The sequence below is a fragment of the Pseudomonas sp. PA-5-4B genome (assembly GCF_021606215.1).
GTDB classification, from domain to species: Bacteria; Pseudomonadota; Gammaproteobacteria; order Pseudomonadales; family Pseudomonadaceae; genus Aquipseudomonas; species Aquipseudomonas edaphica.
The window spans coordinates 23647-44918 of record NZ_WKDB01000049.1; the positions used below are offsets into that span (position 1 = coordinate 23647).

A 21272-nucleotide genomic window follows, 5' to 3' on the forward strand; every position below is an offset into this window, starting at 1 on the left:
TATGAGGACGGCTTTTTTACCAAGGACCCAGGGTCGAAGAATGTAGGGCGAATAAACGCTTTGTGTAGGAGTTTACAGTTTTATTGTCGGATCTGCGTATCCCAGCCGCCGCCCAGCGCTTTGTACAAGGCAATGCTGGCTTGCAGACGCGACAGCCGCAGTTGCACGTTCGAGTCTTGGGCCGCATACAAGGTGCGTTGGGTTTCCAGCACCGTCAGCAAGTCCTCGGCGCCTGCCTGGTAGCGGCTCTCGGAGATCTGGAAGGCGGCCTGGGCCTGTTGCAGCTCCTCGGCCTGCCATTGGCGTTGCTGGTCCAGGCGCGTGATGCTGCTGAGGGCTTTCTCCACATCGGCAAAGCCGTTGATGATCGCACCGCGATAGGTTTGCAGCAGTTCATCCTGGCGGGCGCGAGCCTTGTCGCGCTCGGCGCTTAATCGGCCATTGTTGAAGATCGGCGCGACCAGCCCCGAGGTCAGGTTGTAGAACGGGCTGCGCAGGATGTCTTCGGCCTTATAGGCACCGGAGCCAACTGTCGCGCCCAAGGTTACGCTGGGCAGCATCGCTGCGCGTGCCACCGTGACGTCGGCACTGGCCGCCGCCAGTTGCGCCTCGGCGCGGGCCAGGTCGGGGCGACGACTGAGCAATTGGCTCGGCACGCCCGGGCCAATGGTTGGCCAGGTCAGCGCCTGGAACGGCTCGGTGCCCAGGTCCAGGGCTTGTACGGGTTGACCGAGCAGGGCGGCGAGGGTGATCCGCGATTCTTCGGCCACTTGCGCAATCAGCGGCAATTGCCGTTGTTGGCCGGCCACCAGGCTTTTCTGTTGGGCCAGCTCCAGGGCGGTGGCGGAGCCTGCGCTGTAGCGGGTTTGCACCAGGTCCAGCACGTTGCGCGCATTGGCCAGGTTCAGCTCGGCGATCTGCTGGCGTTGCTGCGCGGCGAGGGTTTGCGCGTAGCGGTCGGCGACGTTGCTGAGCAGGGTCAGCTCCACGGTGGCCTGGTCGAACTCACTGGCGCGCAGGCTTTGCAGGGCGCTGTCGCGGGCGGCAACGCGGCCGCCCCAGAAGTCCAGTTCATAGCTGGCTGAGAGGTTGGCACCGAAACTGTCGACGGTCTTGTTGCTGTCGGTGGCGTCCAACGAGGCATTGCCACTGCCGCGCAGCAGTTTTTCACGGCTGGCGGTGAGGTTGAACTTGACCTCAGGTAACAACGGCGCCCCGGCAATTACCGCACTCGCCTGGGCCTGGCGCACGCGTGCCATGGCGGCGGCCACGTCATAACTGTCGCGTCGCGCCTGGTCGATCAGGCGGTTGAGCGGCGGGCTGCCGAAGTGTGTCCACCAGCGTTGGTTGGTCGCCTGCGTGGCATCGCGTTCGGCGTACTGCCAGGCGGGCGGCGGCGCGAGGCCGCTGTCGACGCTCGGCGGGTTGCCGGTACAGGCGTTGAGCAACAGGCACACGCCCAGCAGGGAAGATCGTTTATTCACTGGTCAACGCCTTAACCGGATCGAGCCGGGCAGCTTTACGGGCCGGCATAAAGCCGAATACGACACCGGTGACCAGCGCACAGCCAAACGCGCCAAACACCGCCACCAGGGAAAATTGCACCGCCACCTCGGCCAGTACCAGCACGCCGCCCACCAGCAGCGCGAGGGCGATGCCGAACAGGCCGCCAACCACCGAGAGCATCACCGCCTCGGTTAGGAACTGGCGCAGGATGTCGCGCTGGCGCGCGCCGGTGGCCATGCGAATGCCGATTTCGCGGGTGCGTTCACGCACGGTCATCAGCATGATGTTCATTACACCGATCCCGCCCACCAGCAGGGAAATCGCCGCAATCGAACCGAGCATCAGCGACAGCGTGTTGGCCGTGCGGGCTTCGGCCTGGATCATCGCGGCGTTGTTGGTCAACTGGTAGTCACGTTTACCGTTGTGCAGCTTGAGCATCAGTTGATCAATGGCCATTTCAGCCTCATGGACCTTGCGCGCATCGGCGGCGGCAATCGCCACGTATTCGGGGTTATAAGTGCCGAACAGGCGCACGCTGGCGGCGGTATACGGGATGGCGACCCGGTCATCGCTGTCTTTATTGCCGGAGGCGGAGCCTTTTTCGGCGAGGACGCCGATGACCTGGAAAGGCACGTTTTCGATCAGGATGTATTGGCCGATCGGGCTGGCGACGTTTTTGAACAGCTTTTCGCGGATACGGTGGCCGATGACCGCGACGGTGGCGCCGGCGCGCTCGTCTTCCTGGGTGAAATAGCTGCCCTCGACCACCGGCCAGTTGAAAATCTCGGGGAAGTTGACGTCGTTGCCACCCACATAGGCCAGGTAATCCAGGTTGCCAAAGCGAACCCCCGCGTCGTTGCCGTTGACCGGCATGATGCGCTTGACCTGGGGCAACATCGCCAGTGCCGCGACATCGTTGAGGGTCACGATACCCGGCGGCGTGCGCGGGTTGGGCGAGGAGCCGCTGAGGTAAATGATATTGGAGCCGAACGCGCCCATCTGCGCCATCACCTGGCGCTTGCTGCCTTCGCCGACGGCCAGCATCACCACCACGGACGCCACGCCAATCACGATCCCCAGCAGCGTCAGCGCGGTGCGAAAACGATTGATCCACATCACTCGCCAGGCCGCGCGGACCGCATCGAGCAGTTCGGCTTTCCAGGCACCGTTGTGCTCGGCACCGTCGGCCAGGCGCTGGCGCAGGTCGACGGCTTGCAGCGCGTCGCTGTTGGCCATGGCCGGTACATGGGTGTCACTGTGTGCCGAGTCGCTGATGATCTGGCCGTCACGAATCTCGATGATGCGGTTGGCCCGCGCCGCGACTTCGCGGTCGTGGGTAATCAGGATCACCACATGGCCCTGGCTCGCCAGTTCGTCCAGCAGCGTCATCACCTCGGCGCCGCTGTGGCTGTCGAGGGCGCCGGTGGGTTCGTCGGCGAGGATGATATGCCCGCCGTTCATCAGGGCGCGGGCGATCGACACCCGTTGCTGCTGGCCGCCGGAGAGTTGGTGCGGGCGGTTGGCGGTGCGGTCGGCCAGGCCCAGGCGCGTGAGCAGGGCCTTGGCGCGGGCATGCCGCTCGGTGGCGCTGATGCCGGCATAGATCGCCGGCATCTCGACGTTTTCCTGGGCCGAACCGGACGGAATCAGGTGGTAGCCCTGGAACACAAACCCAAAGGCCTCGCGGCGCAGCCAGGCCAGTTCGTCGCTGCCCAGGTGCGCGACGTTTTCGCCGGCGAACAGGTAGTCGCCCTCGGAAGGGCGGTCGAGACAGCCGAGGATATTCATCAGCGTGGACTTGCCGGAGCCGGATGCGCCGACAATGGCGACGAACTCCCCGGCGTGGATCGACAGGTCGATGCCGCGCAACACGTCGACCTGCGGGCTGTCACCGCCGCCGTAGGATTTGCGGATGTTCTTGAGTTCGATCAGCGGCGTGGTCAACTCAACCCCCATTGCCGTCGGCTGGGCCGATCAACACGTGGTCGCCCTCGCTGAGGCCGTCCAACACTTCGACGCGCAAACGGTCACTGATGCCCAGGCGCACGTCGCGTTCTTCGATTGAGCCGTTTTTGGCCACGACGTGGGCGGTCTGTTTATCGCTGCCGTGGCTGCCGAGCAAGGCCGCAACCGGCACGGTGAGCACATCCTTGACCTGGCTGGCGACGAAAAAAACTTGGGTGGTCATTTCGGCCATCAGGGCATTGTCGGCGTTGTCCACATCCAGCAGCACGGTGTAGAGCACCACGCGGCCGCTCCCGCTTTTGCTGGTGCTGCTGGGGCTGCCGTTGCCCTGGCTGGTTTCATTCAGGGGCTTGGGCGGGATCGGCAGGATCTGGCGCACGGTACTGGTCCAGCGCCGGCCGCCGCCGCTGAGCGTGGTGAAATAAGCAGTCATGCCGGGTTTGACGTGGCCGATGTCGGCTTCGGAGACCTCGGCCCATACGGTCATCGGCGACAACTTGGCGATACGCAGGATCAACGGGGTCTGCTGCTGGGCGTTGAGGGTCTGGCCGACCCGCGCATCCACCGCCACCACCGTGCCGCTCATCGGCGCGAAGATGCGTGTATAGCCCAATTCGGCCTCGTCGCTGCGCAGGCTGGCCTGGGCCTGGCGGATCTGCGCCTGAAACATGTCGACCCGTGCCTGGGTGGCACTCAGCTCGGCCTTGGCGGTTTGCACGTCTTCTTCGCGGGTGGCGTTGCCGGCCACCAGGCGTTGCTGGCGCTGGTACTTCTGGCGCGCCAGTTGGTGCTGGGCGGTCTGTTCCTGCAACTGGGCCTTGAGGTTGTCGATGGCATAGCGGCTGGCATCGAGCTTGGCCTGCTGCGTGGCCGGGTCGATTTCGACCAGCAACTGGCCTTCTTTGACCTGGTCACCGGCCTCGACATGGATCTTGCGGATCTGCCCGGATGCCTGTGCGCCCACATCGACATACCGGCGTGGTTGCAGGGTGCCCAGCGCCGTGACGCTGTTTTCGATATTGCCGCGAGTGACGGTGACAGTGGCGAGGCTGTCGCGGCCCGGCGGCAGTATCTGCCAGGCCGCCAGGGCAACGATGGGAATCAGGCACGCGACAACCAGCAGGGCGCGTCGGGCGGGGCGAGGGCGTTTCATGCGTTGGTTCCAGCCGGGAAGTGTGGACCGCAGTTAGCGGAGGGCTGACAGTTATACGAGAAAATTGCCCGACGATTTAGGCGCTTACATAGGTAGTAACAGCTCTGTCGAATAAAAAAATCGACGGTTGATGCAAGACTTCTTTAAAAGTAGATGAGAATTACTATAAATTGCACGCACTCAAACTGCCATCATCCATGGCCTGTCTTCGTAAGCACTCAAGGAACTGATGCCGTCCCCCCAGACGGTCGGGAGTCATGTTGGAAAACTACTATCGCGAGCTGGTGTGTTTCCTCAACGCCAAGCTGGGCAACCGTCAGGTGGCCGAAGATGTGGTGCATGACGCCTACGTGCGAGTACTGGAGCGCGCCAGCGACACGCCGATCGAACAGCCGCGCGCGTTTTTGTACCGTACTGCGCTGAACCTGGTGATCGACGGCCATCGGCGCAATGCCTTGCGCCAGTCCGAGCCGCTGGAGGTGCTGGACAGCGAAGAACGCTTCGCCACCAGTTCGCCCCACGCCAGCCACGATCAGGCCCAGCGCCTGGCCCTGCTCGAACGTGCCCTGGCCGAGCTGCCCAGCGCCTGCCGCGACAGCTTCCTGCTGCGCAAGCTCGACGGCCTTTCTCACCCGCAGATCGCCGAGCGCCTGAGCATTTCCCGCAGCCTGGTGGAAAAACATATCGTCAACGCCATGAAGCATTGCCGGGTGCGCATGCGTGAGTGGGACGCGCACTGATCACAGATCAGTTAAATTTTATTTCATTGTCCTCGTTTCCTATCAACACATGGCCTGTTGTTCAGGCTTTGCAGGTATTCCCGCCCCACCGCCAAGGGGCTTATCCAGAGGACACTGGAATGACACAGGCAATTGCTTCGCCCGCGGTTCACGATCTGATCGGGATCGGTTTCGGCCCTTCGAACCTGGCGCTGGCCATCGCCCTGCAGGAGCGTGAAAAAGCCCAGGGCAAACTGGACGTGGTGTTTCTCGACAAGCAGGCCGACTACCGCTGGCACGGCAATACCCTGGTCACCCAGAGCGAACTGCAGATTTCGTTCCTCAAGGATCTGGTGACGCTGCGCAACCCCACCAGCCCGTACTCGTTCGTCAACTACCTGAAGGCCCACGACCGTTTGGTGGACTTCATCAACCTGGGCACTTTCTATCCGTGCCGCATGGAGTACAACGACTACCTGCGCTGGGTCGCCGGGCAGTTCCAGGCCCAGGCGCGGTATGGCGAGGAAGTGCTGGCCATCGAGCCGATCCTGCACCAGCAGCAGGTTGAAGCGTTGCGCGTAATTTCCCGTGATGCCCAGGGCGAACAGCATGTGCGCACCACCCGTTCGGTGGTGGTCAGCGCCGGCGGCACGCCACGTGTGCCGGAGGCGTTCAAGGCGCTCAAGGACGACGGCCGGGTGTTTCACCATTCCCAATACCTCGAGCGCATGGCCCAGCAGCCGTGCGTGGACGGCAAGCCTATGCGCATTGCCATCATCGGCGGCGGGCAGAGCGCGGCCGAAGCCTTTATCGACCTCAACGACAGCTTCCCGTCGGTGCAGGTGGACATGATCCTGCGCGGTTCGGCGCTCAAACCGGCGGACGACAGCCCATTCGTCAACGAAGTGTTCTCGCCGGCCTTTACCGACCTGGTGTTCCAGCAAGTCGGCGCCGAGCGTGAGCGCCTGGTGGCCGAGTACCAGAACACCAACTATTCGGTGGTCGACCTGGACCTGATCGAGCGCATCTACGGGATTTTTTACCGCCAGAAAGTCTCCGGTATCAACCGCCAGGCCTTCCGCACCATGACCGTGGTCGAGCAAGCCACGGCCGGGCCGCTGGGCATCGAACTGGTGCTGCGCAACAACGCCAACGGCGACACCAGCGTGAGCCATTACGATGCGGTGATCCTGGCCACCGGCTATGAGCGCCAGATGCACCGCGAACTGCTGGCGCCCCTGCAAGCCTATATGGGCGACTTCGAAGTGGCCCGCGACTATCGGATCGTCACCGACGAGCGCTGCAAGGCCGGTATCTATATCCAGGGGTTCAGCCAGGCCAGCCATGGTTTGAGCGACACCTTGCTGTCGGTACTGCCGATTCGGGCCGATGAGATTGCCGCCTCGTTGTATGAAAACGATCGTCACCGTGGCAAGGCGCGCTCGGTGCAGGATTTACTGCTGGCCACTGCCAGCTGATTACTGTGGCGAGGGAGCTTGCTCCCGCTCGGGTGCGTAGCGCCCGCACGTTTTTGGGGCCGCTTCGCAGCCCAGCGGGAGCAAGCTCCCTCGCCACAAAAGGCGCGCTCCTACAGACGGCACTTGTGACAACGTCGGGCTATTGGTACTGTACAAAAAACCAGTATCGGTAGCCCTTCATGCAGTTGATCGAAAAACTCAGCATCCTCGCCGACGCCGCCAAGTACGACGCTTCCTGCGCCAGCAGTGGCGCGCCCAAGCGCAGCTCCGAGGGCAAGGCCGGGCTGGGTTCTACCGATGGCATGGGCATTTGCCACAGCTACACGCCGGACGGGCGTTGTGTGTCGTTGCTCAAGGTGTTGCTCACCAATTTCTGCCTGTACGACTGCCAATACTGCGTCAACCGCCGCTCCAGCGACGTGCCCCGTGCGCGTTTCAGCCCGGAGGAGGTGGTTACCCTGACCCTGGACTTCTACAAACGCAATTGCGTCAGCGGGCTGTTTCTCAGCTCCGGCATCATCCGCTCGGCCGACTACACCATGGAGCAACTGGTTCGAGTCGCCAAACTGTTGCGCGAAGAGCATGACTTTCGCGGTTACATCCACCTCAAGACCATTCCCGAAGCCGACCCTGCGCTGATCGTCGAAGCCGGGCGTTATGCCGATCGCCTCAGCGTGAACATCGAGTTGCCCACCGACGCCAGCCTGCAAACCTTGGCGCCGGAGAAGCAGATCGGCTCGATCAAGCAAGCCATGCAGACCATCTACACCGGCGAGCAGACGGTGTTCAACGAGCCGCGCGCACCGCGTTTTGCGCCAGCGGGGCAGAGCACGCAGATGATCGTCGGCGCCGATGACACCGACGACAGCACCATCCTGCACGGTGCCGAGGCACTGTATGGCAACTACAAGCTGCGGCGCGTGTATTACTCGGCGTTCAGCCCCATCCCCAACAGCCCCAAAAGTGTGCCGCTGGCCGCGCCGCCGCTGATGCGTGAACACCGCCTGTACCAGGCCGACTTTCTGCTGCGCAGTTACGGTTTCAGCGCCAATGAGCTGTTCGAAGGCCCAGGCCATCTGGCGCTGGATATCGACCCCAAGCTGGCGTGGGCGCTGGAGCACCGCGAGGTGTTCCCGCTGGACCTGAACCGCGCCGAACCCACGCTGATCGCGCGTATCCCCGGCATTGGCCTGCGCACCACCCAGCGCCTGGTCGACCTGCGCCGCGAACGCAAAATTCGCTTTGAAGACCTGGCGCGCATGCGTTGCGTGCTGGCCAAGGCCAAGCCGTTTTTCATCACCAGCGACTACCACCCGCAACAGGCAGACAGCACCAGCGTGCTGCTGCGCGAGCAATTGCGCGATCGCCCTCAGCCGCAACAAATGGGGCTGTGGGGATGATCAGCCTGGAATGCGACAACCTGTTCAGCACCTGGCGCGAGCAGGCGCGCTGGCTGCTCAGCCATCAGGTCGACCCCAGCCAGGTGAGCTGGGGTGAGGCCGAAGTGGCGGACCTGTTTGCCACGGACGAGCCTGTGCCTGAGCAGCTCGGGCCGTTTCAGGCACGAATCCCCAAGGCGTTGCTGGAGTTGTTGGAATCGGCCGCGTGTTACCACGGTGATCAACGTTGGAGCCTGTTGTATGAGGTGTTGTGGCGTGTCAGCCATGGCGACCGCACCGCGATGCTGGCCGGGGACAAGTTGGGCAGTGAGTTACAGCGGCGCATCAAACAGGTCAGCCGCGAGGCCCATCACCTGCATGCGTTTGTGCGGTTTATTGCCTTGCCTGCGCAGGCCGGCCCGCAGTTGCCGGAGTATGTGGCGTGGCATGAGCCGGCCCATGACATCTTGAAGTCCGCCAGCCAGCATTTTGTCGGGCGCATGGGCCGCCATCGCTGGATGATCGCAACGCCTTTGGACGGTGTGTATTACGACGGTGAGCAGTTGATTCATCAACGCCAGTGCCCTGAGGCATGGCAACAGTTGGCGCAAAATGTCGAAGACCCACACAGTGCGATGTGGCTGACCTATTACAGCCATATCTTCAACCCGGCGCGGCTAAACCCCAAAGTGATGGAAGGGCATTTGCCCAGCCGGTTCTGGAAGAATCTGCCGGAGGGCAAGCTGATACCGGGGTTGATCAGCGAGGCGCGCACGGGCAAGCAGAAGGATGGGCAGGCGAAGCTGATCGGGGCCAGACCGGGCAAGAAAATCTCAAGCGGGCACAGTTAAAAATGTGGGAGCTGGCTCGATGATCGTTCCCACGCTCTGCGTGGGAATGCCGCCCTGGACGCTCCGCGTCTGCTTTGAGGTCGTGATGCGGAGCGTCACTGGATGCATTCCCACGCGGAGCGTGGGAACGATCTAGCGTGGGTTTCAGGCCAGTTCGGTCGCGGTGTTTTTGACCACCGCCAACTCCGGATGCGCCACCAACTTATCGATGTGCAGCTCATCGTTGTTCAGCCAGGTCTCCGTCAGCACCCGGTAATGCTCCATATCCCGGCAGCGCATGCGCAAGCTGTAGTCGAACGGCCCGCTGATCAGTTGGCACTCGAACACCTGCGGGCAGGCTTTGACGCAGGCCTCAAAGGCCTTCTGCGCCGAGCGCCCGCTCTGATTGGACAAGGCCACCAGCACCAGCAGCGACAGCCCTGGCGAGACCATCTGCACATCGATGATCGCCCCATAACCACGGATCACCCCGCGTCGCTCCAGCTTGCGCACCCGTTCCAGGCACGGCCTGGGTGTCAGGTGTACAAGCGAGGAAAGCTTTTCGTAGGTGATACGCCCCTGGTGGCGCAACACGTCGATGATCGCCTCATCGATGCGGTCCAGCGTGGGCGAAGAGTGGGGTCCGTTGGCCTTGGTATCCATGAGTTCACTTCAAACGGTTGGAAAGAAATTGCTGCAAGCGTTCGCTGTTGGGATGGTCGAGGATCTCGGCGCCGCCTTGTTCCTCGACTCGGCCCTGGTGCAAAAACAGCACTTGGCTGGACACCTGGCGAGCAAAGCCCATTTCGTGGGTGACCATCAGCATGGTACGACCTTCCTCGGCCAACGTCTGTATGACTTTGAGGACTTCTCCTACAAGTTCCGGGTCCAGCGCTGAGGTCGGTTCATCGAACAGAATAATTTCCGGCTCCATCGCCAATGCCCTTGCGATGGCCACGCGTTGTTGCTGGCCGCCGGACAGAAACGCCGGGTATTGATCGGCCACGCGGCCGGGCAGGCCGACCTTGTCCAGGTACAGGCGTGCGCGTTTTTCCGCCTCTGCCGCGCTCACGTCCAACACCCGGCGCGGGGCCATGGTGATGTTTTCCAGCACGGTCATGTGGCTCCACAGGTTGAAGTGCTGGAACACCATGGCCAGGCGTGTGCGCAGGTTTTGCAGTTGTTCCTGGTGCGGCGCGCGGGTGCCGGCACGGCCCTGGCGCATTTCGATGCTGATGCCATCGAGGGTGATGACCCCGGCGTCCGGCTGTTCGAGAAAGTTGATGCAGCGCAGCATCGTGCTTTTGCCCGAACCGCTGGCGCCGATCAGGCTGATGACGTCGCCGTTGCGTGCATTGAGGGATACGCCCTTGAGCACTTCGTGGTCGCCGTAACGTTTGTGGATGCCTTCGACTTGAAGCTTGATCGCAGCGGTTGCCGGTTTGGCAACGGGGGCGTCAACAGGGTAAGCGGCCAGGGCCTGCGCGGACTGATTCATGGGTTAGCCTCGGGTAGGAACAAGAAAACGCATCCAGCGACGTTCGGCCAGTCGGAACAGGCCCACCAGTGCAAAGGACAGCAGCATGTAGAGCAGGGCGGCGATGCCGAAAGCCTGGAACGTCAGGAACGTCTCGGCGTTGGCGTCGCGGGCGACCTTGAGGATATCGGCGACGGTGGCGGTAAAGGCCAGCGAGGTAGCGTGCAACATCAGGATCATTTCATTGCTGTAGGCCGGCAGCGCACGGCGCAGCGCGGCGGGCACCACCACAAACAGGTTGAGGCGCCAGCCGTGCAGGCCATAGGCACGCGCAGCTTCGATTTCGCCGTGGGGAATGTTGCGGATCGCCCCGGCGAAGATTTCCACGGTGTAGGCGCAGGTGTTGAGCACAAACGCCAGCAACGTGCAGTTGAGCGCATTACGGAAAAACTGATTAAGCAGCGCGTTGTCCTGCACCACTTCCAGGCTGTAAAGCCCGGTGTAGCAAATCAGCAATTGGATATACAGCGGCGTGCCACGAAACAGATAGGTGTAGACCTCCACCGGCCAGCGCAGCCAGACGTGCTGCGAGACGCGCGCCAGCGCCAGCGGGATCGACAGCACAAAACCTGCGACCACCGAGATGATAAACAGCCACAAGGTCATGGCGACTCCGGACAACCCTGTGCCATCGCTGAACAGGTAGGCCAGGCCGTATTGCTGGAACAGTTCGATCATCGCGCCATCCCCTTGATGCCGAGGTTGTAGCGCCGTTCGAGGCGCTTGAAGATGCGGTTGGAGAGGGTGGTGATCACCAGGTACACCAGGCCCGCGAGGATCAGGAAGTACAGTGGCTCATTGGTGGTCTTGCCCGCGTTTTGCGCAGCCTTGACCAGGTCCGACAGGCCGATGATCGACACCAGCGCCGTGGACTTGAGCAGCACCAGCCAGTTGTTGCCCAGGCCCGGCAGGGCAAAGCGCATCAGTTGCGGGAACAGCACCAGGTGAAAACGCTGCCAGCGGCTCAGGCCGTAGGCGGTGGCGGCTTCCAGTTGCCCGGCCGGCACACTGAGAATGGCGCCGCGAAAGTTTTCGGTGAAATACGCGCCGTAGATAAACCCCAGGGTGATCACCCCGGCGGTAAACGGATCGATTTCAAAGTAATCCCAGCCGAACACTTCGCTCAGGTCGTTGAGCCACAGTTGCAGGCTGTAGAAAATCAGCAGGATCAGCACCAGGTCCGGTACGCTGCGTATCAGCGTGGTGTACAGGGTGGCGGGCACGCGCAGCCATTTGGCGCTCGAAAGCTTGGCGCCGGCGGCGATCAGGCCCAGGGCGAGGCTCAGGGTCAGCGCCAGCAACGCCAGCTTGAGCGTCATCCAGGCACCCTGGGCCAGCATCGGGCCGTAGCCTTGCAGGTTGAGGAGTTCGTTCATTGAGGAGATCTCGATCAAGCACAGAGATTAACGGTGGGAGCTGGCTTGTGTGGGAGCTGGCTTGCCTGCGATGGCGGCCTATCAGTCAACATTTACAGTGGCTGACCCACCGCTATCGCGGGCAAGCCCGCTCCCACAGGCTTACTCGTTGTAGATATCCTGATCGCCGAAGTACTTCTTCTGGATCTGTGCGTAGGTGCCATCGGCCTGCACGGCGGCGATGCCCTTATTGATCAGCGCACGCAGTTCGGCGTCGTTCTTGCGCAAGCCCATGGCGATATCCAGCGGCAAGGTCGGGTCTTTGAAGGCCGGGCCGGTCTTGTAGTCGGCGCCTTCAGGCTTGGACAGGAAGTTGAGCTGGGCTTCGAGCTTGTCGGTCAGGGTGGCGTCGAGGCGGCCGTTTTGCAGGTCGGCGTAGTTCTGCTCCTGGGACTGGTACGCCTTGATCTGCGCGCCGAGCCTGGCCAGGTGCGCACGTGCATAGGCTTCCTGCAGTGAACCTTGCAGCACGCCCACCTGCTTGCCTTTGAGCGACTCCGGCGTGTCGCCGAACTCGGCGTTTTTACGGGTGATCACCGAGGTGGGGCTGAGGAACAGGCGGTCGCTGAAGTCGATGACTTTTTCGCGAGCCGGTGTGACCGCCATGGACGACATGATCGCGTCGAACTTGCGCGCGCGCAAGGCCGGGATCATGCCGTCGAATTCGTTGTGCACCCAGGTGCATTTGACTTCGAGCTTGGCGCAGATGGCGTTGCCCAACTCGATATCAAAACCTTGCAGGCTGCCGTCGGCGGCGACGGACTCAAAGGGCGGGTATTCGGGGAACACGCCGAAGCGGATTTCTTTCCAGTCCTGGGCGTGGGCGACGCTGGCGCACAGTGGCAACAGCAACGCGGCGAAGAGTGATCGCAATGGAGTCATGTGACAGTCCCTATATTTTGTAATTGATGTAAGGGCGGTGAATCGCTGGGAGCAGAGAATGCTTCATGGTGGTGCGTTTTTTGTGTCGTTTACCCCGTGCATAAAGCGCAAATTGCGCTGTTAAAAAGCGCAATGCAGCGGAATCGGCTGCGGCACGCGCAAAATCGGCTTTTAACTGATGTAAATCCGGCCTGCCTTGGGCGCAAAGCGGCAGGCCAGAGCGGTTTCAGGCGCGCTTTTTGTGCTGTACGCGTGGCTGTTGGGCCAGGCGTGCAAACAGGTCTTTCGGGTCGGCGAGGTCCGGCACCAGCTCAAGTGTGCTGCCCACATCCAGCGCCTTGGCCACGTCCAGCACGTAACGCAGGGCCGAGTAGTCTTCGATGGCAAAACCCACCGAGTCGAACAGCGTGACTTGGCGCGCGTTCTCGCGGCCGGGCTGCTGGCCATTGATCACTTGCCACAGCTCGGTCACCGGCGAATCTTCCGGCATGTGCTGGATTTCACCTTCGATACGGCTTTGCGGTTCGTACTCGACGATCACCCGGGCGCGCTCGACGATGCGGCGGTCCAGCTCGGTTTTGCCGGGGCAGTCGCCACCCACGGCATTCAGATGCATGCCGGGCTCGATCATGTCGTCGGTGAGGATGGTGGCGTAAGCCTTGTCGGCCGTGACGGTGGTGACGATGTCCGCGCCTTTGACCGCTTCGGCCACGCTGGCGGCCAGGATCACCTTGATCGCCGGGAACGCCTTGAGGTTGGCCGCCAGCTTGGCAGTGGCCTTGGCGTCGATATCGAACAGGCGGATTTCGGTGATACCGAGCATGGCGTGGAAGGCCAGGGCCTGGAACTCGCTTTGCGAGCCGTTGCCGATCAACGCCATGCTGCGGCTGTTGTCGCGCGCCAGGTAGCGGGCTACCAGGGCAGAGGTGGCCGCGGTGCGGATCGCGGTGGTCAGGGTCATTTCGGCCAGCAGCACCGGCTTGCCGGTGTCGACATCGCCCAGGGCGCCAAAGGCCATCACTGTGAGCATGCCGGCCAGGGTGTTCTTCGGGTGGCCGTTCACGTACTTGAAGGCGTACAGCGAGGCGTCGGACACCGGCATCAGCTCGATCACGCCGTCCGGCGAATGGTTGGCCAGGCGCGCGCACTTTTCGAAGTCCTGCCAGCGCAGGTAGTCGGCGCGGATGTATTCGGCCATTTCGCTGATGCAGGTTTGCAGGCCTTTTTGTGAAACCAGGTAGCTGAGGTCGTTGACGTCGATATAACGGGTCATGGCAAGACTCCTTATTGAAATGAGGCGCGGGCGGGCAGGTGCACTTCCGCCAGCATGCAGCGGGCACTGCCGCCGCCGATGCGTTCGATGTTGTCGATGTTCACCACCACCGGGCGGGTGTGGCGTTCTACATGCGTGCGCTGGGCCGGGTGCAGGGCGCTCCAGGCGCTGGCCGACATCACCAGCAGCGGCTGGCCGTCACGGTCGTGGACTTCAAGCATGTTGCCGGCGAAGGCTTCGAGCTGGTCGAAGTCGAGGGCAAGGATGTCTTTGCCGGTGTCGCGCAGCGAGCGTTCCAGGGCCTGGCGTTCGCTGGCATCGGGCAGGGCTTGCAGGCACACCACCGAGAGGTCGCGGCCGACACTCATCATCACGTTGCTGTGGTAGATCGGCGCGTGGTGGCGGTCGACGGCGTGGAAGACGCAGAGTTGGTAGTCGAGGCGTTCGGCGAACTGGCGCAAGGCGTCTTGGTGGGTGCGCCCGGAGTGGCAGGCATAGCTGATACGGTGCTGGCGGTCGAGCACCATGCTGCCGGTGCCTTCGAGGAAGATGTTCTGTTGTTCGAGGGGGCTGAGGTCGATGGTGCTATGGATCGCAAAACGCTGCTCCAGCACTTGCAGCACACCTTTGTTGCGCTCCAGTCGTCGGTTCTGGCCTTCCATCGGGTACAGCACCAGGCTGCCATCGGCGTGGCTGCTCCACCAGTTGTTGGGGAAGATCGAGTCGGGCGTGTGGGGCGCCGGGGTGTCTTGCACCACCAGCACCTCTACGCCATGTTGGCGCAGGGTATCGACATAACCGTCGAACTCCTGCAGCGCTTTTTGCTGCACGCTCAGCGGGTCAAGTGGCTGGCGTTGGAAGCGGTTGTTGATCGCGGTGTCCGGGTTGAAGGCAAAGCGCGCCGGGCGAATCATCAAGACGGTGTTGGTGGTTTGCATGGGGGCACGAATCCATGGGTTGAGCAGTGGGGCTATTTTGTGCGCTGTGGCGGGTGAATCCCGGCTGATATAGCGGGGCGGCTCAGCCGGGAAAGCTGAAAAGTGGGGTAGGGCAGCCGAATCGGCTGGCGAGTTGAAATGCAATCAAACTGTTGGAGCTGGCTTGCCTGCGATGGCGGTCTGTCTGCGCCAGATGCGCTGACTGACAGACCGCTATCGCAGGCAAGCCAGCTCCCACATTAGTATGGTGGCGGTCGCGAAACCCGAGCCAGGAAGGAGAATGCATGTCTACCGCTGTTCGTCTTGCCCAACCCACCGATGCCGAGGGCATCAGCCAGGTCATCCTGGCAGCCTTGCACAGCAGCAATGCGCGGGACTACCCGGCAGATGTGATTGCTCGGGTTGCCAGCAACTTCACACCCGACGCCGTGCTGGCCTTGCTCCAGCGCCGGGTGGTGCTGGTGGCGACCCAGGATCAGATGATCGTCGCCACCGCCGCCCTTGATGGCAATGTGGTGCGCTCGGTATTCGTCAACCCGGCGTTGCAAGGGCAGGGCATTGGCCGGCTGCTGATGATCGAGATTGAGCTGCGGGCCGTTGAAGCCGGGGTGACGGTCCTGAGCGTGCCGTCATCGCTGACGGCCGAGCCGTTTTATACCAAGCTGGGCTTTCACACGGTACGCGACGTTTACCATGGCAATGAGCGCACGCTCGTGATGGAGAAGGCCTTGTTATCGCGCCATCCCATCGGGCCATATCGCGATCGTCCGCACCGATCCCAGGTGGTGGCGCTGTGGCAGCAGGCGTTTGGCTATGACACCGCGCACAACCTGCCAAGCCTGGCAATCGACAAAAAGCTGGCGGTAAACGATGGGTTGTTCTTTGTGGCGACGGATAAAAAGGCCGTGATCGGCACTATTCTGGCCGGCTATGACGGGCATCGCGGCTGGTTGTATTCGGTGGCGGTGCACCGCGATTATCGTCGGCAGGGCCTGGGTGCTTCGCTGGTGCGCTATGCCGAGCAGGCGTTGACTGCGTTGGGTTGCATGAAGATCAACCTGCAGATTACGGGGGGCAATGACGCGGTGGTGGGGTTCTACGAGGCGTTGGGGTATGGGGTGGAGCCGAGGATCAGCATGGGCAAGAAGATTGCGGTGAATATTCCCAAGGACTTGTGAGCACACCGAAATCAAATGTGGGAGCTGGCAAGCCCACTCCCACATTGGGTTTTGCGTTTTTTGGGGTTAGACCTTGACGATCCAACCCTCTGGCGCTTCAACGTCGCCGGTCTGCACGCCGGTCAGTTCTTTGTAGAGCGCCTGGGTGATCGGGCCCACTTCGGTTTCGCTGTGGAACACGTGCAGCTTGCCGTCGTACTGGATGCCGCCGATTGGCGAGATCACGGCAGCGGTGCCGCAGGCGCCGGCTTCCTTGAACTGGTCCAGTTTGTCGATGAACACGTCGCCCTCGACCACTTTCAGGCCCAGGCGGGTCTCGGCCAGTTCGATCAGCGACAGGCGGGTGATGCCTGGCAGCACCGAAGGCGACTTCGGCGTGATGAACTGGTTGTCGCGGGTGATACCAAAGAAGTTGGCCGAACCGACTTCCTCGATTTTCGAGTGGGTCATCGGGTCCAGGTAGATCGCGTCGGCGAAACCGGATTTCCTTGCTTCAGCGCCCGGCATCAGGCTGGCCGCATAGTTGCCACCGACCTTGGCGGCGCCGGTGCCCTGTGGCGCGGCGCGGTCGAACGTGGAGATCTGGAAATTGTGTGGCACCAGGCCGCCCTTGAAGTAGGCGCCGACCGGGATGGCGAATACCGAGAAGATAAACTCCGGTGCGCTACGCACGCCGATGTTTTCACCGGTGCCGATCACGAACGGGCGCAGGTACAGCGCGCCGCCACTGCCGTACGGCGGGATGAACCGCTCGTTGGCCTTGACCACTTGTTTGCAGGCTTCGATGAAGTCTTCGGTGGTCACATGCGGCATCAGCAAGCGTGCGCAGCTGCGTTGCATACGGGCGGCGTTCTGGTCCGGACGGAACAGGTTGATCGAGCCGTCCTTGCAGCGGTAGGCCTTGAGGCCTTCAAAGCACTGCTGGCCATAGTGCAGGGCCGTCGAGCCCTCGCTGATGTGCAGCACGTTGTCGTCGGTCAGGGTGCCTGTTTGCCATTCGCCGTTTTTCCAGGTTTGGAGAAACCGCTTGTCGGTCTTGATGTAGTCAAAACCCAATTTGTCCCAATTGATGCTTTCGTTACCCATGACACCCTCTATCTCTGGTCAACCGCCTGGTCGAAGGCAGGCTTGTCGGTTTTTTTCTGGATGGGCGCAACAATACTTCATTCTTGGCCGGTGTGGGAGCAGGTGGGCGGACCATTGAGCGTGTGTATTGGCTGATACACCGCTATCGCAGGCAAGCCAGCTCCCACATTTGGAATACATTGCCCTGTGGGAGCTGGCTTGCCTGCGATGGCCTCACCACGGTTTTACAGGTGCAGCGCGTGGCCCAATGCTCTTAAAGCCGCTTCCTGAACCGCTTCGCCGAGGGTCGGATGCGCATGGATCGTGCCCGCCACATCTTCCAGGCGCGAACCCATCTCCAGGCACAGGCCAAAGGCCGTAGACAGCTCGGACACACCAACCCCCACCGCCTGCCAGCCGACAATCAGGTGGTTGTCACGCCGCGCGACCACGCGCACAAAGCCGGTTTTCGACTCCAACGTCATCGCCCGGCCATTGGCCGCAAACGGGAAGCTCGACACGATGCAGTCCAGGCCGGCCGCCTTGGCTTCGTCCGGGGTCTTGCCGACCACCACCAGCTCAGGGTCGGTAAAGCACACCGCCGGGATCGCCGCCGGGTTGAACTCGCGGTGTTTGCCGCTGATCAGTTCGGCGACCATCTCGCCCTGGGCCATGGCCCGGTGCGCCAGCATCGGCTCACCGCTCAGGTCGCCGATGGCGTACACATTGCGCATGCTGGTCTGGCAACGGTTGTCGATCTTGATCGCCGCGCCGTTCATCGCCAGGTTCAGCGCTTCGAGGTTCCAGCCCTGGGTGTTGGGTTTGCGGCCCACGGCCACCAGCACCTGATCGGTTTGCAGCGACAGCGTGTCGCCGTTCGGGTCACGTACCTGCAGGCTGTTGTTTTCGAAACCGGTGACGCTGTGGCTGAGGTACAGCTTGACCCCCAACTGCTTGAGCGATTCGGCCACCGGCAGCGTCAGTTCGCCATCGTAGGCCGGCAGGATACGCTCCTGTGCCTCGACCACACTGACCTCGGCGCCGAGCTTGCGATAGGCAATGCCCAGCTCCAGGCCGATATAGCCGCCGCCCACCACAATCAGGCGCTTGGGCACGCGGGTCGGCGCCAGTGCTTCGGTTGACGAGATGATCGGCCCGCCAATCGGCAGCATCGGCAGGTTGACGCTTTTCGAGCCGGTGGCCAGCAGCAGGTGCTCGCACTGAATGCGCTGGTCGCCGACGTCGACGGTCTTGCCGTCCACCACCTTGGCCCAGCCGTGGATCACCTGCACTTTATGCTTCTTGAGCAAGGCGGCCACGCCGGTGGTCAGGCGATCAACAATGCCGTCTTTCCATTCCACGCTCTTGCGGATGTCCAGGGTCGGCACATCCACTTCAATGCCCAGTTGCGACCCTTGGCTGTGGTGCACGGTTTGCTGGAACTGCTCGGCCACGTGGATCAAGGCTTTGGAGGGAATGCAGCCGATGTTCAGGCAGGTGCCGCCCAGCGCCTGGCCCTCGACCAGAATGGTCGGGATGCCCAGCTGGCCGGCACGGATCGCCGCCACATAACCGCCAGGGCCGCCGCCGATAATCAGCAGCGTGGTGTTCAATGTCTGAGGCATGCCTTACTCCAAAAACAGGCTGGCGGGTTGTTCGAGCAGGCCACGAATGGCCTGGATGAATTGCGCCGCGTCCATGCCGTCGACCACACGGTGATCGAAGGAGCTGGAGAGGTTCATCATCTTGCGCACCACGATCTGGCCCTTGATTACCATCGGCCGTTCAACGATGCGGTTGACGCCGACAATGGCGACTTCCGGCAGGTTCAGCACCGGCGTGCTGACAATGCCGCCCAACGCGCCGAGGCTGGTCAGGGTGATGGTCGAGCCCGACAGTTCATCGCGACTGGCCTTGCCATTGCGCGCGGCGCTGGCCAAACGTGCGATTTCCTCGGCGTTGCCCCACAGGCTGCGGGCTTCGGCGTGACGTACCACCGGCACCATCAGGCCCACATCGCTTTGGGTGGCGACGCCCACATGCACCGCGCCCAGGCGGGTGATGACTTGGGCTTCGTCGTCGTAGCGTGCGTTGATCTGCGGGAAGTCGCGCAACGCCACGACCATGGCGCGCACGATAAACGGCAGCAAGGTCAATTTGCCGCGTGTGGCGCCGTGCTTCTCATTAAGGTGCACGCGCAGCTCGTCCAGCGCCGTGACGTCGATTTCTTCCACGTAGCTGAAATGCGCGGCGCGGCGGGTGGCGTCCTGCATGCGCTGGGCGATCTTGCGGCGCATGCCGATCACCGGGATCTGTTCTTCGCTGTTGCGTTCGGCGTAAGGGTTGGCGGTTGCCGAAGCCTGGGTTGCACCTTGTTGCAGGTAAGCGTCCAGATCTTCGTGCAGCACCCGACCTGCCGGGCCGCTGCCCTGTACCAGACGCAGCTGAATGCCGGCATCCAGCGCGTGTTTGCGCACGGCAGGCGAAGCTAACGGGCGTTCGTTCGCGTCACGCGCAACCGGTGCCGCAGCAGGTTTGGCAACTGGCTTTGCTTCAGCCACAGGCGCAGGCGCTGGCTTGGCTTCAACCACCGGCGCTGGCGCAGCTTTCACCGGCTCAGCCACCACCGGCGCATCCTTGGCATTCCCGGCGCCTTCGACTTCAATGCTGATCAAAATACTGCCCACCGCCATGACTTCGCCGGGCTCGCCGCCCAGAGAAATCACTTTGCCGTGCACCGGCGAGGGAATGTCCACCATCGCCTTGTCGGTCATCACATCCGCCAGCACCTGGTCCTCAACCACCAGGTCGCCGACTTTTACATGCCATACCGACAGTTCAACTTCTGCAATGCCTTCGCCAATGTCCGGCATCTTGATAACGTGCGTGCCCATTCAGACCTCCATGACCCGTTTCAACGCCGCGCCCACGCGGGACGGCCCTGGGAAATACGCCCACTCTTGCGCGTGCGGGTAGGGCGTGTCCCAACCGGTGACGCGTTCGATCGGCGCTTCCAGGTGATGGAAGCAATGCTCTTGCACCAGCGACACCAGTTCGGCACCAAAGCCGCAGGTGCGGGTGGCTTCATGCACCACCACGCAACGGCCGGTCTTTTTCACCGAGTTGACGATGGTTTCCAGGTCCAGCGGCCACAGGCTGCGCAGGTCGATGACCTCGGCGTCGATGCCGGTTTCTTCGGCGGCGACTTGCGACACGTATACGGTGGTGCCGTAGGTCAGCACCGTCACCGCCGAGCCCGGACGCACGATGGCGGCCACGTCCAGCGGTACGGTGTAGTAACCGTCCGGCACTTGCGCTTGCGGGTGTTTGGACCAGGGTGTGACCGGGCGATCGTGGTGGCCATCGAACGGGCCGTTGTACAGGCGCTTAGGCTCGAGGAAGATCACCGGGTCGTCGTTTTCGATCGAGGCGATCAACAGACCCTTGGCGTCATACGGGTTGGACGGCATCACCGTGCGCAGGCCGCAGACCTGGGTGAACACCGCTTCAATACTCTGGCTGTGGGTCTGGCCGCCGTAGATGCCGCCGCCGCACGGCATGCGCATGGTCAAGGGTGCGGTGAACTGGCCGGCCGAGCGATAACGCAGGCGGGCGGCTTCGGAGATGATCTGGTCGGTGGCCGGGTACACGTAGTCAGCGAATTGAATCTCGGCGACCGGGCGCAGGCCGTAGGCACCCATGCCCACGGCAACGCCGACGATGCCGCTTTCGGAGATTGGCGCGTCAAACACCCGCGAGCTGCCGTACTTGTTCTGCAAACCTTCAGTGCAACGGAATACGCCGCCGAAGTAGCCGACGTCCTGGCCGAACACCACCACGTTATCGTCACGCTCAAGCATCACATCCATGGCCGAGCGCAGGGCCTGGATCATGGTCATGGTGGTGGTGGTCATGGCGGTTTCCAATTCGATGCTGTTGTTGTGATCGTTCATG

Annotated in this window: 19 protein-coding genes; 5 read left to right on the forward strand and 14 right to left on the reverse strand. The window is 62.3% G+C overall.

From position 1 onward, the window contains the following. Window positions 1-80 precede the first annotated feature (80 nt). Genes GIW28_RS21695 through GIW28_RS21705 form a run of 3 tightly spaced genes read right to left on the reverse strand, consistent with a single transcriptional unit; the run spans window position 81 to window position 4624 of the window. Window positions 81-1484 carry an efflux transporter outer membrane subunit gene (locus GIW28_RS21695; protein ID WP_169988120.1) on the reverse strand — a complete coding sequence of 468 codons (1404 nt, stop codon included), beginning with the start codon at window positions 1482-1484 and terminating at the stop codon, window positions 81-83. Then, on the reverse strand, window positions 1477-3462 hold the full coding sequence (locus GIW28_RS21700) for a MacB family efflux pump subunit (protein WP_169988122.1): 1986 nt from the start codon (window positions 3460-3462) through the stop codon (window positions 1477-1479). Before GIW28_RS21700 ends, GIW28_RS21695 begins: the two co-directional genes overlap by 8 nt. Then, window positions 3452-4624: an efflux RND transporter periplasmic adaptor subunit gene (locus tag GIW28_RS21705; RefSeq protein WP_236447973.1), complete on the reverse strand. Its 1173-nt coding sequence runs from the start codon at window positions 4622-4624 to the stop codon at window positions 3452-3454. The genes GIW28_RS21700 and GIW28_RS21705 overlap by 11 nt, the downstream gene beginning before the upstream one ends. Window positions 4625-4881: 257 nt before the next feature. Here GIW28_RS21705 and GIW28_RS21710 point away from each other — a divergent pair, with 257 nt between their 5' ends. From GIW28_RS21710 to GIW28_RS21725, 4 genes are all read left to right on the forward strand, one after another. Then, entirely contained in the window at window positions 4882-5364 is a 483-nt protein-coding gene (locus tag GIW28_RS21710; protein WP_017136268.1) for a sigma-70 family RNA polymerase sigma factor, read from the forward strand. A 119-nt stretch (window positions 5365-5483) separates the two neighbouring features. Further along, window positions 5484-6821 carry a lysine N(6)-hydroxylase/L-ornithine N(5)-oxygenase family protein gene (locus GIW28_RS21715; RefSeq protein WP_017136267.1) on the forward strand — a complete coding sequence of 446 codons (1338 nt, stop codon included), beginning with the start codon at window positions 5484-5486 and terminating at the stop codon, window positions 6819-6821. Between the two features lie 179 nt (window positions 6822-7000). Next, the gene (locus GIW28_RS21720) at window positions 7001-8221 is read left to right on the forward strand and encodes a putative DNA modification/repair radical SAM protein (protein ID WP_017136266.1); all 1221 of its coding nucleotides are present in this window, start codon (window positions 7001-7003) and stop codon (window positions 8219-8221) included. Continuing rightward, window positions 8218-9051 (forward strand): TIGR03915 family putative DNA repair protein, encoded by an 834-nt coding sequence (locus GIW28_RS21725; RefSeq protein WP_017136265.1) that lies wholly within the window; start codon window positions 8218-8220, stop codon window positions 9049-9051. Before GIW28_RS21720 ends, GIW28_RS21725 begins: the two co-directional genes overlap by 4 nt. Before the next feature lie 144 nt (window positions 9052-9195). On the opposite strand, the gene GIW28_RS21730 is transcribed toward GIW28_RS21725, so the two are convergent. From GIW28_RS21730 to ctlX, 7 genes are all read right to left on the reverse strand, one after another. Then, window positions 9196-9693, reverse strand: a complete 498-nt coding sequence (locus tag GIW28_RS21730; RefSeq protein WP_003192319.1) for an Lrp/AsnC family transcriptional regulator — start codon at window positions 9691-9693, stop codon at window positions 9196-9198. Window positions 9694-9697: 4 nt separating this feature from the next. Further along, complete coding sequence (locus tag GIW28_RS21735) at window positions 9698-10528, reverse strand: ABC transporter ATP-binding protein (protein WP_178111031.1); 831 nt, start codon at window positions 10526-10528, stop codon at window positions 9698-9700. A gap of 3 nt (window positions 10529-10531) precedes the next feature. Further along, complete coding sequence (locus GIW28_RS21740; RefSeq protein ID WP_056861353.1) at window positions 10532-11245, reverse strand: ABC transporter permease; 714 nt, start codon at window positions 11243-11245, stop codon at window positions 10532-10534. Continuing rightward, the gene (locus GIW28_RS21745) at window positions 11242-11943 is read right to left on the reverse strand and encodes an ABC transporter permease (protein ID WP_017136263.1); all 702 of its coding nucleotides are present in this window, start codon (window positions 11941-11943) and stop codon (window positions 11242-11244) included. Before GIW28_RS21745 ends, GIW28_RS21740 begins: the two co-directional genes overlap by 4 nt. Window positions 11944-12084: 141 nt before the next feature. Further along, window positions 12085-12864 (reverse strand): ABC transporter substrate-binding protein, encoded by a 780-nt coding sequence (locus tag GIW28_RS21750; RefSeq protein WP_236447801.1) that lies wholly within the window; start codon window positions 12862-12864, stop codon window positions 12085-12087. 226 nt (window positions 12865-13090) lie between these two features. Beyond that, window positions 13091-14137 carry an ornithine cyclodeaminase gene (locus tag GIW28_RS21755; RefSeq protein ID WP_170040874.1) on the reverse strand — a complete coding sequence of 349 codons (1047 nt, stop codon included), beginning with the start codon at window positions 14135-14137 and terminating at the stop codon, window positions 13091-13093. Window positions 14138-14148: 11 nt separating this feature from the next. Next, window positions 14149-15075: a citrulline utilization hydrolase CtlX gene (ctlX, locus tag GIW28_RS21760; protein ID WP_017136261.1), complete on the reverse strand. Its 927-nt coding sequence runs from the start codon at window positions 15073-15075 to the stop codon at window positions 14149-14151. A gap of 284 nt (window positions 15076-15359) precedes the next feature. On the opposite strand from ctlX, the gene GIW28_RS21765 reads away from it, so the two are divergent. Then, window positions 15360-16253 carry a GNAT family acetyltransferase gene (locus tag GIW28_RS21765; protein WP_169988131.1) on the forward strand — a complete coding sequence of 298 codons (894 nt, stop codon included), beginning with the start codon at window positions 15360-15362 and terminating at the stop codon, window positions 16251-16253. A gap of 66 nt (window positions 16254-16319) precedes the next feature. Here GIW28_RS21765 and GIW28_RS21770 read toward each other — a convergent pair whose 3' ends face one another. From GIW28_RS21770 to GIW28_RS21785, 4 genes are all read right to left on the reverse strand, one after another. Then, window positions 16320-17339 (reverse strand): branched-chain amino acid aminotransferase, encoded by a 1020-nt coding sequence (locus tag GIW28_RS21770; protein WP_177034293.1) that lies wholly within the window; start codon window positions 17337-17339, stop codon window positions 16320-16322. 224 nt (window positions 17340-17563) lie between these two features. Beyond that, window positions 17564-18943: a dihydrolipoyl dehydrogenase gene (gene lpdA / locus GIW28_RS21775; protein WP_017136259.1), complete on the reverse strand. Its 1380-nt coding sequence runs from the start codon at window positions 18941-18943 to the stop codon at window positions 17564-17566. A 3-nt stretch (window positions 18944-18946) separates the two neighbouring features. Beyond that, window positions 18947-20212 carry a dihydrolipoamide acetyltransferase family protein gene (locus tag GIW28_RS21780; RefSeq protein WP_169988133.1) on the reverse strand — a complete coding sequence of 422 codons (1266 nt, stop codon included), beginning with the start codon at window positions 20210-20212 and terminating at the stop codon, window positions 18947-18949. After that, entirely contained in the window at window positions 20213-21271 is a 1059-nt protein-coding gene (locus tag GIW28_RS21785; RefSeq protein WP_138450567.1) for an alpha-ketoacid dehydrogenase subunit beta, read from the reverse strand. Window position 21272: the final 1 nt, after the last annotated feature.

What these genes read in the sequence shown, in the direction of transcription:
- GIW28_RS21700 (WP_169988122.1), bottom strand. Translation starts at nt 3,462, where the DNA reads ATGGGGGTTGAGTTGACCACGCCGCTGATCGAACTCAAGAACATCCGC.
- GIW28_RS21705 (WP_236447973.1), bottom strand. Translation starts at nt 4,624, where the DNA reads ATGAAACGCCCTCGCCCCGCCCGACGCGCCCTGCTGGTTGTCGCGTGC.
- GIW28_RS21710 (WP_017136268.1), top strand. Translation starts at nt 4,882, where the DNA reads ATGTTGGAAAACTACTATCGCGAGCTGGTGTGTTTCCTCAACGCCAAG.
- GIW28_RS21715 (WP_017136267.1), top strand. Translation starts at nt 5,484, where the DNA reads ATGACACAGGCAATTGCTTCGCCCGCGGTTCACGATCTGATCGGGATC.
- GIW28_RS21720 (WP_017136266.1), top strand. Translation starts at nt 7,001, where the DNA reads ATGCAGTTGATCGAAAAACTCAGCATCCTCGCCGACGCCGCCAAGTAC.
- GIW28_RS21725 (WP_017136265.1), top strand. Translation starts at nt 8,218, where the DNA reads ATGATCAGCCTGGAATGCGACAACCTGTTCAGCACCTGGCGCGAGCAG.
- GIW28_RS21730 (WP_003192319.1), bottom strand. Translation starts at nt 9,693, where the DNA reads ATGGATACCAAGGCCAACGGACCCCACTCTTCGCCCACGCTGGACCGC.
- GIW28_RS21735 (WP_178111031.1), bottom strand. Translation starts at nt 10,528, where the DNA reads ATGAATCAGTCCGCGCAGGCCCTGGCCGCTTACCCTGTTGACGCCCCC.
- GIW28_RS21740 (WP_056861353.1), bottom strand. Translation starts at nt 11,245, where the DNA reads ATGATCGAACTGTTCCAGCAATACGGCCTGGCCTACCTGTTCAGCGAT.
- GIW28_RS21745 (WP_017136263.1), bottom strand. Translation starts at nt 11,943, where the DNA reads ATGAACGAACTCCTCAACCTGCAAGGCTACGGCCCGATGCTGGCCCAG.
- GIW28_RS21750 (WP_236447801.1), bottom strand. Translation starts at nt 12,864, where the DNA reads ATGACTCCATTGCGATCACTCTTCGCCGCGTTGCTGTTGCCACTGTGC.
- GIW28_RS21755 (WP_170040874.1), bottom strand. Translation starts at nt 14,137, where the DNA reads ATGACCCGTTATATCGACGTCAACGACCTCAGCTACCTGGTTTCACAA.
- ctlX (WP_017136261.1), bottom strand. Translation starts at nt 15,075, where the DNA reads ATGCAAACCACCAACACCGTCTTGATGATTCGCCCGGCGCGCTTTGCC.
- GIW28_RS21765 (WP_169988131.1), top strand. Translation starts at nt 15,360, where the DNA reads ATGTCTACCGCTGTTCGTCTTGCCCAACCCACCGATGCCGAGGGCATC.
- GIW28_RS21770 (WP_177034293.1), bottom strand. Translation starts at nt 17,339, where the DNA reads ATGGGTAACGAAAGCATCAATTGGGACAAATTGGGTTTTGACTACATC.
- lpdA (WP_017136259.1), bottom strand. Translation starts at nt 18,943, where the DNA reads ATGCCTCAGACATTGAACACCACGCTGCTGATTATCGGCGGCGGCCCT.
- GIW28_RS21780 (WP_169988133.1), bottom strand. Translation starts at nt 20,212, where the DNA reads ATGGGCACGCACGTTATCAAGATGCCGGACATTGGCGAAGGCATTGCA.
- GIW28_RS21785 (WP_138450567.1), bottom strand. Translation starts at nt 21,271, where the DNA reads ATGAACGATCACAACAACAGCATCGAATTGGAAACCGCCATGACCACC.